The following is a 14012-nucleotide window of genomic DNA, read 5'->3' on the forward strand; positions in this document are numbered from 1 at the left end:
GTCCCCAGCCGATCTGTGAAAATGAAGACCATGAGCTCCCAGCCTCCAACACCCAAACCCCTGGCGACTGCCCCCGGACGCCAGACCGCGCACCACCATGGCCTCCATGACCACAGCGCGCAGGGCCAGAGCCTGGAAGGGTCCCTCCAGCAGGCCGGGTTCTACCCGCGCCTCGTGGCGGACGTTGTCGCCGATGCCCTGGACGGCCGCGATTGCGTGGCACACCTGGTGCACCTCGAGACGCACTTCGACCGTGCCGAGGTCCGCCGCCACATCACGGTCCTGGTGTTGACGGAGGACATGCTGGTCATCACTCATGTTGACGACCAGCAGCTCGACGAAGCCGGCGAGCAGACCGTCGCCCAGGTCTCCACCGAGTCCGTCCCCGTGACGCAGATCCGCTCGGTGGTCCTCAGCTACGTCTACGCCCAGCCTCAGGACTACAAGCCCTCTGACCCGGTCCGCGAGCTGACGCTGTCCATTGCCTGGTCCGGCGGCCAGCGCCTCGACATGGGGCCGGCCAGCTGCGGGGACCCGCAGTGCGAGGCCGATCACGGCTACAGCGGCACCATCGCGCAGGAGGACATCGTCCTGCGGATCAGCGCCGAAGCCGACGGCCTGCAGGCCGTGCAGGATGCCAAGCTCTTCGCCCGCGCCCTTCGTGCCGTCAACACCGGCTCCGCGGCACCGGTCYCGCACACCGGGCCCGGTCTGYCGCCCCGGCCGCGGATGGGTGTGTTCGGAAACCGCCTTAGCCGCGGCCATCAGCGCTGACATGGCTCACGTCCGTGAGCCAGGGGCTGCCCCGGTGACGGCGGCCGCCGGGTCCTTCCCGCTCCCGCCGGCTCCGGCGTTTKGTCACCGCTCGATCGCCGAGGTCCTGACGAGTGCCGCGGCGAGCCTGGGGGTCCCGGGCTTCGAGAACAAACTGCACCTGCCACCGGCCCAACGGGTCTGCGTGGTGTTGGCCGACGGGCTGGGGCGCAACCTGCTGAAGCAAAAGACCGCGCACACGCCGTTCTTGCGCTCGGTCCTTCAGGCGGGGCAGGGCAGCGTCCCAGTGTCCTTGGACTCGGCGTTCCCGTCCACCACGGCGGCGTCCCTTGCGAGCTTTKGCACCGGGCTCCCGGCCGGCCAGCACGGCATGGTCGGCTATGACGTCCTCGACCCCGACCAGGACCGGGTAGTGAACATGCTCGGCAACTGGGATGCCGGCGTCGACCCGCAGTCCTGGCAGCCGTTCCCCACCGTTTTTGAAAGAGCTGCCGACCACGTMGACGTCACGACGGTCAGCCTCCCGCAGTTCAGCACCTCGGCCATGACCCAGGCTGCGCTCCGCGGCGGGCGATTCGTCACCGGCATCACCTCACACGCCCGCACCGGCGCGGCGGCCGAGGCCATGGCCAGCGCCGGGCCCTCGCTGATGTACTTCTACGTCAACGAGCTGGACAAAGCCGGGCACCGCTACGGCTGCCAGTCTCCCCAGTGGGAGCACCAGCTCGAAGAGCTCGATGCCACCGTGAGCCGGCTCAACGCCACTTTGCCGCCCGGAACCTCCGTGCTGCTCACCGCGGACCACGGCATGGTCGACGTGCCGGAGTCCCAGCGGATCGACTATTCCGCAGATCCGGCGCTCATCGCAGGCGTGCGGCACACCGCCGGCGAGCCCCGGATGGTTCACCTGTACCTTGAGGACGGAACGGACGACGGCGCCCGTGCCCGCCTGCTGGAAGGCTGGCGGTCCCGCTTCGGGGACAGAATCTGGGCCTTCACCCGTGAGGAAGCAATCGCAGGCGGGTTGTTCGGTGACGTGCGCCCGGAAGCAGCCCTGCGGATCGGGCACGTCATGATCGCGGCCCGGGATTCGCTGGCGCTCTACGATACGCGCCGGGTCCGGCCCACGGCCCTGGAAGTTGTAGGCCAGCACGGTTCCCTCACCAAGGCCGAACGGGAAGTTCCGCTCCTGTGCTTCAAGGCTGACGGTAAGAAAGCGCCGCGCCGCTAAAGCACCGCGGTTGTCTTACTGGTCGTTGCGGGTCCCAAAGACGATTTCATCCCAGCTGGGAACACTCGATCTTTTCGGCTTGGCCGGCTGACGCTCCGGCTGGTCCGTACCTGCGTCATTCCGGGTAGCGCCCTGGGACTCGCGGTGCTGGCGGCGCGAGCTTCCGCCGCCGATCAGTTCGTCCAGTCCAGGGCTTGCAGTCGGGTTCTTGGCCGCCGGGCGAAGTTGCGAGGCCGCGATGGTGACTTCCCGCGTCTCGGTGCTGACGCCGTCGTGCAGCTTCAGGACGTCGTCCTCTTCGGGGATGCGCGGTGCCAGGGTCAGACGCGAGAGCATCGACGGCCGGCCGTCGCGGCGGCGCGTGAAGGCATCGGTCTCGACCGGGGCGGCCGCTTCCGCCGAAGGAGTAGCTGGCTGCCCGGGGTCGGTGATATCCGGATTGACGTCGTCAGACTCAACGGCCGCGGGGACGGACTCCGGTTCAGTATCCTGCGAAATCTCGGACGCCTCGGCCAGCTCCGCCAGTTCGGCTATCTCGGGTACCTCGGCGGGCCGGGGATGGGCCGCAGGGACCCCGTTGGTCAGGAGCATGGCGAGCGCGTCGTCGGCGTCCTCGTCCACCCCGATCCGGTGACCCCGGCGGGAACGCAACATGTCCAGCAGCCCGTCGGCGTCCTGTTCCTGGTGGATCCGGTCCTGCTGAAGCAGCATCTGATGGATGATGCTGTGCTGGCCTGTCGCCGTCCGGGCTGCGGCCTCGGCGTCGGTTTCGAAGTCAAAGGGYCGATCGGAAACGGCGGTAAGCCGGCGCGTCGGAACGGGGCCTTCGAGCGGCTCGAGTTCGCTCAGCTGCTGGGCCCAGCGGTTCGCGTTGTGCAGCGACTTCCGGGCGGGGTGGAAGGTCCACATGGCCGGCGGTTCCTCGCCGATCCCGGCCGGGCCGCCGGGCTTGGGCTCGAAGCGGGCCACCACGTTCCAGCTGCCGTCGGGACGCCGCCAGGAGTCCCATTCCAGAGTTGAAGGTTCGACGCCGTAGGCCTTCAGTCGGTGCTCGACCATGTCGCTGAGGGAAGCCGGGTTGTCCCCGAATACGGACCGGTAGATGTCGTGGCCCGGGGCGGGGGAGGCTACCTCCACCTTGCGCGCCTGTTCGGCGATGTACTCGCGCTCGGCGAGGACGGGCCCTTCATAGCGCTGAACTTTTTCCAGCGGAATGCCGGACATTTCCGCCACTTCGGTGGCGGTGGCTCCGTTCCGGATCCTGGTCTGGATATCCCGCGKAGACATGGCAATGGGGGCCGCGGMCGCGCTGGAAGCGGCCTTGGCCGCCGTCCGGTTGGCTGCCACCCGAAGTGCTTCATCGATCGGCAGCTGGAACATCTCGCCGCCGGTGCCGCTCAACAGGAGATGCTCTCCGTCGTCGTGGACGCCTACAAGCCGTAGATCCTGCATACAAATCCTCCACCCTGGCATTACTAACAATCGAAACTCTGCCACCAGCGGGACGCATTTCGGGTTAGGACGGTAGGCGCGCCGTGATTTTCCGCGACTTTCCGCCGGTTTTGGCCGGTCTGTGGAAGATAACGGGAGGAAGGGAGCGGCGGGCTCTGGCGTTCGGCAGGAGCTTAAGCAAAAATGACCGACACCGGGCACAAAAACCGCATGTCCGGCGTTGACATCGGAGAACCGCTCCGGGGGCCCAGGGTCACAAGCCTGGCAGGACCATTTGGGACGGCGAACCATTTGATCAAATTGAGCAAATTGGTCACATCGATCGAATCGAACGAATGCGGAGTGTGAGCAACAAATAATGGCGACTGATTACGATGCGCCGCGCAAGACCGAAGAAGACCTCAGTKAGGATTCCATCGAGGCTCTGAAGGTGCGGCGTACGGAGAAGCCTTCCGCTGTGGTGGATGAAGATGAGTCCGACCTCGCCGAAGGCTACGAACTTCCCGGCGCTGACCTGTCCGGGGAGGAACTGCTGGTCCGGGTCCTGCCCGCCCAGGCAKACGAATTCACCTGTGCCTCCTGCTTCCTCGTCCGCCACCGTTCGCAGATTGCCCGCGAAAAGGACGGCCTCAAGTACTGCAAGGACTGCGAGGGCTAGGCTCCCGGCAACCAGTGCCAGTTAGGAATTGAGTKCGGCAAGCAGCTGCTCCGGGTGGCGGGTGGATGTGAGCCAGTAGGGAGTGCGGTCCGAGGGGTCCTCGATCTCGATCCGGACCACCGGATCCACCCAGCCGCGGATACATAAGAACGCCAGGCCGTTTAGGCGTGTGCCGCGTTCCGCCGTCGCCTCCTTGCCCCGGAACGCCGTCGCCTTGCCCAGGAACCCGCGTTCGATCGTGGCGCGGCCCACCTTCAGGGTCGTCTTTGTGACGGTGATCGACGGCGTGGACAGCACCAGAAGTACAGAGATGACGACGAAGAGCACGATGGCTGCGGTAATGCCGGCCCAGATGCTGATTGGCGCCAGCATGAGGATTCCGGCGCTGGAGAGCCCCGCMGACACAAGCCAGATCCAGAAGTTCGGCCAGAGCTTCTCGGCGTACAGGACAGTGGAGTCGCTCGGGGCACTCTTGGGGGCAGGCGCAGCTGCGCTGGATTCGGGCATAAGCCCAGCTTTCCATCTTTCGCGGGCTATTTCATCTCGGCTTCGCCCGGCTCGAAGTCCGCGCCAGCCCCGCTCCTACCCGGCGGCCCACACGCGCGGCCGGGTAGGAGGGTGCGCGCGGGCGGCTAGGACGATACTCGCCGCTGGCGTTAGAGTGAGGGACTGTGACTGAAGAAAACACCGCCGTCGCCGGGGCTGCACCAACGGCCCGCGATGCAGAGTATGGAACGCCCACCTTGACGGTACAGCTGAAGATGCTCGACGACGGGCTCGAGCCGCCGTCGTACGCGCACCCGGGCGACGCCGGCGCCGACCTTCGCGCCCGCGAGGACGTGGTCCTTGCGCCGGGGGAGCGCCGCCTGGTTCCAACCGGGGTTTCTATTGCGCTCCCGGACGGCTTCGTTGCGCTCATCCACCCCCGGTMCGGCCTTGCCACAAAGCACGGTCTGACTGTTGTGAACGCCCCCGGCACGGTCGACGCCGGCTACCGCGGAGAAATCGCGGTGACACTGCTCAATACGGACCGGGACGAGGCGATCGAGCTGCGGCGCGGCGATAGAATTGCACAGATGGTCATTCAGCGCGTGGAGTACGCACGGTTCCTCCCCGTCGAGKAACTGGACGGCTCGGTCCGAGGCGGAKGCGGCTTCGGCTCCACCGGCGGTTTCGGCGGACCGGCCTGAGTACAGGTTCCGGCCTGGCCACGAGGGTCATCCGGGATTCTGCAGTGCCGCACACAGCGCTGCAACAAGATCAGCGGTGCAGGGAAAATTGAGCAGGCGGCTGCCGGGTAGCGGACGGCCACGCAGGCAGGCGCCAGGACGGCGCCGCGCGGCGGCACAGAATCACAACTAAGGAGACAACCCCATGGTTTTTGGGCGTGGCAAGAAAGCCAAGCAGGAACAGCTGACAGGGCCGGACACGGATCAGGAAGCTGTTGTTGACGGCACGGCGACTGTGGACGGCACGAAGCCGGCCKGCAACGCASCCAAGACCGCGGGCMGGGCCTCGACGGGTCCCTTCGACGTCTCGGAAATCGAGGACCAGGACGGCTACGTGGACCTTGGTGCGCTGCTGATCACCCCCCGCGAGGGCCTCCAGCTCCGCCTGGAAGTTGAAGAGGCCACCCAGCGGGTCGTAGCCGTCACGATGGACCTGGAGGGGTCGAGCCTTCAGCTTCAGGCTTTCGCAGCCCCCCGCTCAGAGGGCCTGTGGGACGAAATCCGTGAACAGATCGGCCAGTCGGTCGGCAGCCAGGGCGGCCAGGTCGAAGAGATCGAGGGCAGCTTCGGCACCGAGCTCGTGGCCAAGCTCCCTGCAGGCGGCGCGGACGGCAGCCAGGGCTACCGCGTGGCTCGCTTCATCGGCGTCGACGGCCCGCGCTGGTTCCTCCGCGGCGTCTTCGGCGGCGAGGCGGCACTGGACCGCGACTCCGCGGCMGGGCTCGAAGGGCTCTTCCGGCAGATTGTCGTCGTCCGCGGCGAGAACCCCATGCCGCCGCGCGACTTGCTGCAGCTCCGCCTTCCCAAGGACACGGCGGCCGCGCCCTCCCCGCAGGCGGCCCCCGAATTCGAACAGCCCGAACGCGGACCGGAGATAACCCAGATTGGCTGAAGCCGCCGGCAAGAAAGCGACCGCCGCCGTGCCGGTCCGGGACCTGCCGGACCGCGGACGGGTGCTATGCCACGGCTTCATCGAGTCCGTCACGTACGTGCCGGCCAACCAGGTGGCCGCCTTCACCGCCATCGTGATCGATCACGACGCGCCAGCCCCGGTCTCCCGCTTCCTGGGGGCCGGCGCGAAGGGCGGCGCCGGTACCGAGGCGGCCGGCAGCCTGCCCGCCACCGTGTCCACCCACCGCGTGCGTCCCGGCGCGCAGCGCCAGCGGCCCGCGGGCCCCAAGGACCGGCTGCGCGTCGTATGGCTGGGGCGCCGACGGATTCCCGGTGTCGACGCCGGCACAGAACTCCGGCTCGAGGGCATGGTCACCATCCGTGACGGACTGCCCACCATCTTCAATCCGCGCTACGAAATACTGTCCCGCCAGGAGGAGCAATGACCCTGCCCGAACACCCCGAGCGGACCCCCCGGCGGGAAGACAGGGAAGCGGACCCGCGGGAGCCGGGGGAATCCGCCGGCACCGACCAGGACATTTCCCGGCCCGTCGCGTCCCAGCCGACTCTTTCGCAGCCTATTGCTTCGCAGCCGACAGTCTCACAGCCTATTGCTTCGCAGCCGACAGTCTCACAGCCCGTCGCTTCCCAGCCTATTGCTTCGCAGCCGACCGTGGCCCAACTTGCGGGCGACTATGCGGCGAAGGCCGGCCTGCACCGGTCGAGCAACGGCAATATTGACGTACTCAAAAGCGCCGGCGGCATCCAGGGCATCGCGGAGAGCATCCTGCCGGGCCTCGTCTTCCTGATCGCCTTCACCATCGACCGGGAGAACCTGTCGGTGGCCGTCATCGCTTCCGTGGCGGTGGCCGCCGCCTTTACCGTGGCCAGGCTGGTCCAGCGCAAGCCCCTGACGCAGGCACTGGCGGGGTTCATCGGCGTCGGGCTTTCCGCCTGGCTTGCCACCTCGACGGGAAAAGCGGAGAACTTCTATGTCCTGGGGTTCTTCACCAACATCGGCTACATCCTGGCGATGTCCATCTCCGTGGCCGTGCGCTGGCCGATCGCCGGCCTGCTCTTTGGCTTCATCCGCAACGAGGGCCTGGACTGGCGTAAAGATCCGAAGCGGGTGAAGGCTTACGGGATCGGCACGTGGGTGATTGTTTCCGTGCTGGTCCTGCGGCTCGTGGTGCAGGTGCCGCTCTACTTCATGGGGGAAGAGGGCCTCGCCGCCCTCGCCACCACCCGGCTGCTCATGGGTGCCCCGCTCTACATCCTCGGCGTCTGGATTGCCTGGCTGCTCACGCGGCCCGCGCCGGTGTTGGCCGACGCAGAAGCCGAAACAAAATAGCTCGACTAACCGCTTGCGCTATCAGTTGTGGCTGTTCCCAGTCCTGAGAACAGCCACAACTGATAGCGCAACTGTGGTTTAAAGCCTGTCAGCCGTCGAAGCCGTCGTCTCCGGCCGGCTGGGTMACGTGGCCGTGCTGGTCCGAGGTCACCGGGTGCTGATCATCGAACGGGGACTCGGGCGCCAGCAAGGCGCGGAGGTCGTCCTCGGCCGCGATCGTGGTCACGAAGAACAACTCGTCGCCGCCGTCGATCACGTCGTCGCGGCTGGGCGTGATGGGTGCCTGGTCGCGCAGGATCGCTACCAGGGTGGAGTCCTCGGGCCACTGGACATCGCCCACGGTCAGGCCAATCACGTGGGAATCATGCGGGACCGTGAACTCCACCAGCGAGGACACCCCGGTCTGAAGCGTCAGCAGCCGGACCAGGTCGCCGATCTCCACCGCTTCCTCCACCAGGGCGGTCATGAGTTGCGGGGTGTTAACCGCGACGTCGACGCCCCAGGAATCATCGAACATCCAGTCGTTCTTCGGATTGTTGACCCGGCCGACGGTCCGCCCCACGCCGAATTCCGTCTTGGCCAGCAGTGAGACCACAAGGTTGACCTTGTCGTCACCGGTGGCGGAAACCACGACGTCGGMGTCCTCGAGTTTGGCGTCCTGCAGCGTGCTCAGCTCGCAGGCATCACCGACCAGCCAGTGGGCGCCGCGCAGCCCGCTGCGGCCGATGACCTCCGGCTTCTCATCGATCAGCAGGATTTCGTGCTTGTGGGCCAGCAGTTCACGGGCGATCGAGGATCCGACGCTTCCGGCACCGACGATGACGACTTTCACTTAGGACTCCTTGGCGGGGGACTTGGCGAGAATATGGCCGACCTCGGAGCTGCGGTCCACGTTCAGCATGGMGTGGACGGTGTCGCCGTCCTGGTAGGACATGCCGGCGGCGGGCAGGGTCCCCTCGCCGAACCGGGTCAGATACGCGACCCGGATGCCGGCGGCTTTCTCGATTGACGTGATCGGGTGCCCGATCCAGCCGGGGTTGAGGTCCACCTCGGCGAGGACCAGGCGGCCCGAGGGCTCGCGGAAATCGCCGGCGAYGTGCTGTTCCGGCAGGATGCGGCGCAGCACCTGGTCGGCACTCCAGCGGACCGCGGCCACCGTGGGGATACCCAGGCGCTGGTAGATTTCGGCGCGGCCCGGATCGTAAATCCTGGCCACGACGTGGGGAACGTGGAAGGTCTCGCGGGCTACCCGGGTGGCGAGGATGTTGGAGTTGTCGCCGCTGGAGACCGCCGCGAACGCGTAGGCTTCCTCGACGCCGGCCCGCTTGAGGGTCTCGCGGTCGAAGCCGACCCCGGTGACCTTGCGGCCGGTGAAGCCCGCACGGAGCCGCCGGAAGGCACGGTCGTCCTGGTCGATAATGGCCACGGAATGGCCGGCTTCCTCGAGCGTGTGTGCCAGGGTTGCCCCGACACGGCCACAACCCATGATCACGAAGTGCGCCACATGGGCCTCCTCTTGGTTCTGCGTCTKATACTGCGTAAAACTCTACCGGCCACGGGACGCACGAAGGCCAAGGCCGCGGGCCTCCTGGCGGATCATTGCGCACGCCGACTTCGCCGTCATGACATCGCGTCCGAATCAGACTAGCTTTGTGTGGTGCTGACAATTTTCAATGCCGTGAAGCGGGTGCTGGTAGGCAAGCCCTTCCGGAACGACCGTCTGGCCCACACGCTCTTGCCGAAGCGGATCGCGCTACCCATTTTCGCCTCGGACGCACTGTCTTCCGTGGCCTACGCGCCGGATGAAATCCTCCTGACCCTGGCCCTGGCCGGCGTGAGTGCCGTCGCTATCTCGCCGTGGGTTGGCCTCGCCGTCATGGTGGTGCTCCTGACCGTTGTGGCCTCCTACCGCCAAAACGTCCACGCCTATCCCTCCGGCGGCGGCGACTACGAGATCGCCAACGTGAACCTGGGCAAGTATGCGGGCCTCACCGTGGCCGCCGCGCTGCTGGTTGACTACGTGCTGACCGTGGCCGTCTCCATGTCATCGGCCGCGACCTACCTGACCACCGCGGTTCCCTCCCTGCATGGCCAGCAGGCCGCAATTGCCACCATCGGTGTTGTGATCCTGGCCCTCGTGAACCTTCGCGGCATCCGGGAAGCCGGCAGTGTCTTTGCCGTACCGACCTACATCTTCATGGCCTCCATCCTTGGCATGACCGCCGTCGGCATCTTCCAGGCCGTGACCGGCCAGCTGGGCCAGGCGCCGTCGGCGGCCTTCACGATCGTGCCGCAACCGGAATTCGATCAGGGTCTCGTCGGGCTGGCCGGCGCGTTCCTACTGCTGCGCGCCTTCTCTTCCGGCGCCGCGGCCCTAACCGGCGTCGAGGCCATCAGCAACGGCGTGCCCAACTTCAAGAAGCCCAAGAGCAAGAACGCGGCCACCACGCTGCTGCTGCTCGGCGTCATTGCCTCCGCCATGCTCGCCGGCATCATCTACCTGGCCAACGCCACCAAGGTGCACATCGTGCAGGATCCGGCCACGGAATTCCTCCTGAACGGCAAGCCCCTGGAGGAGGGGTACATCCAGAACCCGGCCATCAGCCAGATTGCGCAGACCGTTTTCGGCGCGGGTTCCATCCCGTTCTACATCGTGGTGGCCGCCACCGGCGTCATCCTCGTGTTCGCCTCCAACACGGCGTTCAACGGCTTCCCGGTGCTTGGCTCCATCCTTGCCCAGGACGGCTACCTGCCGCKACAGCTGCGCACCCGCGGCGACCGGCTGGCCTTCAGCAACGGCGTCCTGGCCCTGGCGGCGGGCGCCCTGGTACTGATCATTGCGTTCAACGCCGACGTCACAAAACTCATCCAGCTCTACATCGTGGGCGTCTTCATCTCCTTCACGATGAGCCAGCTGGGCATGATCCGGCACTGGGGCCGGGAACTGAAACTGTCCAAGGACTCCGCGGTGCGGCTGCGCATCATCAAGTCCCGCACCATCAATACCGTCGGCTTCGGCATGACCGGCCTGGTGCTGGTGATCGTCCTCATCACCAAGTTCACGCAGGGCGCCTGGATTGCGCTGCTCGCCATGTTTGTGCTGTTCCTGATCATGTGGAGCATCCGGGCGCACTACGACAACGTGGCCAAGGAACTCGCCGTGGACGAGGACTCCTCGCCGCGCGCCCTGCCCACCCGTGTGCACGCAGTGCTGCTCGTCTCCCACGTCCGCAAACCCGTGCTGCRCGCCCTCGCCTACGCCCGTGCCTCCMGCCCGTCGCGGCTGGACGCMATCACCGTGGACATCAGCCCGGAGGAGACCGAGGCGACGGTCGCCGACTGGGAGAAACTCGAAATCCCGGTGCCCCTGACCGTGCTGGCAAGCCCGTTCCGCGAAACCGTGACTCCGATCATGGAGTACATCAAGAACATGCGCCGCGATTCGCCGCGCGACCTGATCGTGGTCTACATCCCGGAGTACGTGGTCGGCAAATGGTGGGAGCAACTGGTCCATAACCAGACCGCCCTGCGCATCAAGACCCGGCTGCACTTCGAGCCCGGTGTCATGGTGGCCAGTGTGCCGTGGCAGCTGAAGTCGTCCGAAGAAGCTAAGAAACTGCAGGATATCCAATGACCCCCGACACCCGGACGCACACCCACACCGAGCTCGTCGTCGACGTCGGGCCCGTCGCCCACGGCGGGCACTGCGTGGCCCGGCACGAGGGCCGCGTCGTGTTCGTCCGCCACGGCATTCCCGGCGAGAAAGTCCGCGTCCGGCTCACCGACGACGGCCCGTCCGCCAAATTCTGGCGTGCAGATGTGGTGGAGGTCCTGGAACCGTCGCCGGACCGCGTACCGCATTTCTGGGACCTCGCCGACTCCGGCCGTTCATGGTCTCACCGCCATCCGCCGGTCGGCGGTGCCGAACTTGGTCACATCTCCCTGGCACGCCAGCGCAGCCTCAAGGCCGAGGTCCTGGCCGAACAGCTTAAGCGGCTGGCCGGCGTCGACCTTTCGCCCACGGGGCAGATCACCGTCGAAKCCGTCGGCACTGCCGCCGGGGGCAACACCGCGGAAGACGCGGCGGAGCGCACGGGACCTGACACACGGGACGGCGATGCCCCGGTGGCCGGCCTGGGCTGGCGGACACGCGCCGCCTTCGCCGTGACCCCCGCAGGCAAGCTCGGCATGCACGCCCACCGCTCCGACGCCATCCTGCCCGTGCGGGAGATGCCGCTGGCCGTGKACGGCATCAACGCACTCCGACTCTGGGATATCGACCTGCAGGGTATCGAGCGGGTCGAGGTCGCCGCCCCGGCGAACGGCTCCCGGCCGCTCGTGCTGCTGGTGCCCGCCCCGGGGACCAGGTCCAAGCGGCTCAGCAGCATCCTGGCGCAGCTGCCCGACGACGTCTCGGTGGCCAGTTTGCACCCGACCACCGGCGAGGTCCTCCAACTGCGCGGCCGCACCTATGTCCAGGAATCTGCGGCCGGCCACGACTACCGGGTCACCGGCGACGGCTTCTGGCAGATCCACCGGGCCGGCCCGGACACGCTCGTCGGGGCCGTGACCGGCTTCCTGCACGACGGCGGTTACCTCGCGCCGGGCTCCGTGGTGGCCGACCTCTACGCCGGGGCCGGGCTGTTCACGGCGCCCCTGGCCGATGCCGTGGGCGTGACGGGCTCCGTGCTCTCGGTGGAGGGGGCGCCGGGAACCAGCCGCGATGCGCGCAAGAACCTGCATGACGCCGCCCAGGTGGAAATTGTCCAGGGCCGCGTGGAGCGGGTGCTCAGGCAGAAACCCCGCAACTTTGACGCCCTGATCCTGGATCCGCCGCGTGCCGGGGCCGGCAAAGCCGTGGTCAAACAGCTGATCGACGCCGGTCCCCGGGCCATCGCCTATGTGTCCTGCGATCCGGCGTCGTTCGCCCGCGACCTCGGCTATTTCCGGCAGGGCGGCTGGGGGATGGCGGCGCTGCGCGCCTTCGACCTCTACCCGCACAMCCACCACATGGAGACTGTGGCGTTACTGACTCCCCAACCGTGATGCTACTAGGATGGGCGTAGTAGTCCGTCGTCGCGCTCCATCAACACTGCTGTTAKTGAGACTGCCGTTAACGAGAACGGCTGTTCCCTGTGTTCCGTACCTGCATTGCGTACCACTRTGTAMTGATGCCTGTATTAGTTAGGCAGACCTAACTAGCAAGGGTTCAGCGGCGCGACAAAGATGAAACTGTTGCGAGAGGAGTCCTGCGATGAGCATTGTGGACAGCTTCGGTTCAAAAGGCAAACTTAATGTAGCCGGAACCGAATACGAAATTTTCCGGTTGAACTCCGTCGAAGGTGCAGAAAACCTTCCGTTCAGCCTCAAGGTATTGCTTGAAAACCTGTTGAGGACCGAGGACGGTGCCAACATCACGGCCGACCACGTCCGTGCACTGGCAGGCTGGGACCCCAGCGCCGAGCCCGACACCGAGATTCAGTTCACGCCGGCGCGCGTGATCATGCAAGACTTCACCGGCGTGCCCTGCGTCGTTGACCTCGCCACCATGCGTGAGGCTGTCAAGGAGCTCGGCGGTGACCCGAAGCGGGTCAACCCGCTGGCACCGGCCGAAATGGTCATTGACCACTCCGTCCAGATTGACGCCTTCGGCAACTCCGGCGMACTGGAGCGCAACATGGAGATTGAATACCAGCGCAACGGTGAGCGCTACCAGTTCCTGCGCTGGGGCCAGACGGCATTTGATGACTTCAAGGTTGTCCCCCCGGGCACCGGCATCGTGCACCAGGTCAACATCGAGTACCTGGCCCGCACCGTCATGACCCGTGAAGTTGACGGCGTGGTCCGGGCGTACCCGGACACCTGCGTGGGCACCGACTCGCACACCACCATGGTCAACGGCCTGGGCGTGCTGGGCTGGGGCGTTGGCGGCATCGAGGCCGAGGCTGCCATGCTCGGCCAGCCGGTCTCCATGCTCATCCCGCGCGTCGTGGGCTTCAAGCTCACCGGGTCCATCCCGGCCGGCGCCACCGCCACCGACGTCGTCCTCACCATCACCGAGCAGCTGCGCCAGCACGGTGTGGTKGGCAAGTTCGTGGAGTTCTACGGCGAAGGCGTCGCGGCTGTGCCGCTGGCCAACCGCGCCACCATCGGCAACATGAGCCCCGAGTTCGGCTCCACCGCCGCGATGTTCCCGATCGACGACGTCACCCTCGACTACCTGCGCCTCACCGGCCGGTCCGAAGAGAACGTCGCCCTCGTCGAGTCCTACGCGAAGGAACAGGGCCTCTGGCACGATCCTTCCAAGGAGATCAAATTCTCCGAGTACCTCGAGCTGGACCTGTCCACGGTTGTTCCGTCGATCTCCGGCCCGAAGCGCCCGCAGGACCGCATCATCCTCACCGAGTCCAAGGCGCAGTTCCGCGA

14 protein-coding genes are annotated in these 14012 nt (G+C 66.6%); 10 read left to right on the forward strand and 4 right to left on the reverse strand.

Going from position 1 to position 14012, the window contains the following annotated elements; translation table 11 throughout:
* Positions 1–30 precede the first annotated feature (30 nt).
* Together AC1DBQ_RS08275 and AC1DBQ_RS08280 are read left to right on the forward strand one after the other, a co-directional pair.
* Complete coding sequence (locus AC1DBQ_RS08275) at positions 31–774, forward strand: DUF5998 family protein (protein ID WP_476928042.1); 744 nt, start codon at positions 31–33, stop codon at positions 772–774.
* Between the two features lies 1 nt (position 775).
* Positions 776–2005 (forward strand): alkaline phosphatase family protein, encoded by a 1230-nt coding sequence (locus AC1DBQ_RS08280; RefSeq protein ID WP_476928043.1) that lies wholly within the window; start codon positions 776–778, stop codon positions 2003–2005.
* A gap of 15 nt (positions 2006–2020) precedes the next feature.
* Here the strand turns inward: AC1DBQ_RS08280 and sepH are convergent, their stop codons facing one another.
* A complete protein-coding gene (sepH, locus tag AC1DBQ_RS08285; protein WP_476928044.1) occupies positions 2021–3457 on the reverse strand; it encodes a septation protein SepH in 1437 nt (478 codons plus the stop codon).
* Positions 3458–3815: 358 nt separating this feature from the next.
* On the opposite strand from sepH, the gene AC1DBQ_RS08290 reads away from it, so the two are divergent.
* Positions 3816–4115: a DUF4193 domain-containing protein gene (locus AC1DBQ_RS08290; RefSeq protein WP_476928045.1), complete on the forward strand. Its 300-nt coding sequence runs from the start codon at positions 3816–3818 to the stop codon at positions 4113–4115.
* 21 nt (positions 4116–4136) lie between these two features.
* On the opposite strand, the gene AC1DBQ_RS08295 is transcribed toward AC1DBQ_RS08290, so the two are convergent.
* Positions 4137–4622, reverse strand: coding sequence for a DUF3093 domain-containing protein (locus AC1DBQ_RS08295; RefSeq protein ID WP_476928046.1), 486 nt, complete (start codon positions 4620–4622; stop codon positions 4137–4139).
* Positions 4623–4786: 164 nt separating this feature from the next.
* Between AC1DBQ_RS08295 and dut the strand changes: the two genes are divergently transcribed.
* The 4 genes from dut to AC1DBQ_RS08315 all read left to right on the forward strand — a co-directional run bounded on the left by dut (position 4787) and on the right by AC1DBQ_RS08315 (position 7586).
* Positions 4787–5305 carry a dUTP diphosphatase gene (dut, locus tag AC1DBQ_RS08300; RefSeq protein ID WP_476928047.1) on the forward strand — a complete coding sequence of 173 codons (519 nt, stop codon included), beginning with the start codon at positions 4787–4789 and terminating at the stop codon, positions 5303–5305.
* Between the two features lie 184 nt (positions 5306–5489).
* Positions 5490–6236 (forward strand): DUF3710 domain-containing protein, encoded by a 747-nt coding sequence (locus AC1DBQ_RS08305; RefSeq protein WP_476928048.1) that lies wholly within the window; start codon positions 5490–5492, stop codon positions 6234–6236.
* Positions 6229–6681, forward strand: a complete 453-nt coding sequence (locus AC1DBQ_RS08310) for a hypothetical protein (protein ID WP_476928049.1) — start codon at positions 6229–6231, stop codon at positions 6679–6681. Before AC1DBQ_RS08305 ends, AC1DBQ_RS08310 begins: the two co-directional genes overlap by 8 nt.
* Before the next feature lie 164 nt (positions 6682–6845).
* Entirely contained in the window at positions 6846–7586 is a 741-nt protein-coding gene (locus AC1DBQ_RS08315) for a DUF3159 domain-containing protein (protein WP_476928054.1), read from the forward strand.
* An 88-nt stretch (positions 7587–7674) separates the two neighbouring features.
* Here AC1DBQ_RS08315 and AC1DBQ_RS08320 read toward each other — a convergent pair whose 3' ends face one another.
* Together AC1DBQ_RS08320 and AC1DBQ_RS08325 are read right to left on the reverse strand one after the other, a co-directional pair.
* Entirely contained in the window at positions 7675–8418 is a 744-nt protein-coding gene (locus tag AC1DBQ_RS08320; protein WP_476928050.1) for a potassium channel family protein, read from the reverse strand.
* Positions 8419–9090, reverse strand: coding sequence for a potassium channel family protein (locus AC1DBQ_RS08325; protein WP_476928051.1), 672 nt, complete (start codon positions 9088–9090; stop codon positions 8419–8421). It lies immediately after the preceding gene.
* A gap of 153 nt (positions 9091–9243) precedes the next feature.
* On the opposite strand from AC1DBQ_RS08325, the gene AC1DBQ_RS08330 reads away from it, so the two are divergent.
* The 3 genes from AC1DBQ_RS08330 to AC1DBQ_RS08340 all read left to right on the forward strand — a co-directional run.
* On the forward strand, positions 9244–11220 hold the full coding sequence (locus AC1DBQ_RS08330) for an APC family permease (RefSeq protein ID WP_476928055.1): 1977 nt from the start codon (positions 9244–9246) through the stop codon (positions 11218–11220).
* Complete coding sequence (locus tag AC1DBQ_RS08335; RefSeq protein ID WP_476928052.1) at positions 11217–12632, forward strand: class I SAM-dependent RNA methyltransferase; 1416 nt, start codon at positions 11217–11219, stop codon at positions 12630–12632. Before AC1DBQ_RS08330 ends, AC1DBQ_RS08335 begins: the two co-directional genes overlap by 4 nt.
* A 208-nt stretch (positions 12633–12840) precedes the next feature.
* On the forward strand, positions 12841–14012 hold a 1172-nt coding region (locus tag AC1DBQ_RS08340), incomplete at its 3' end, for an aconitase family protein (protein ID WP_476928053.1).

The organism is Arthrobacter sp. 10T413_2, from assembly GCF_056394205.1.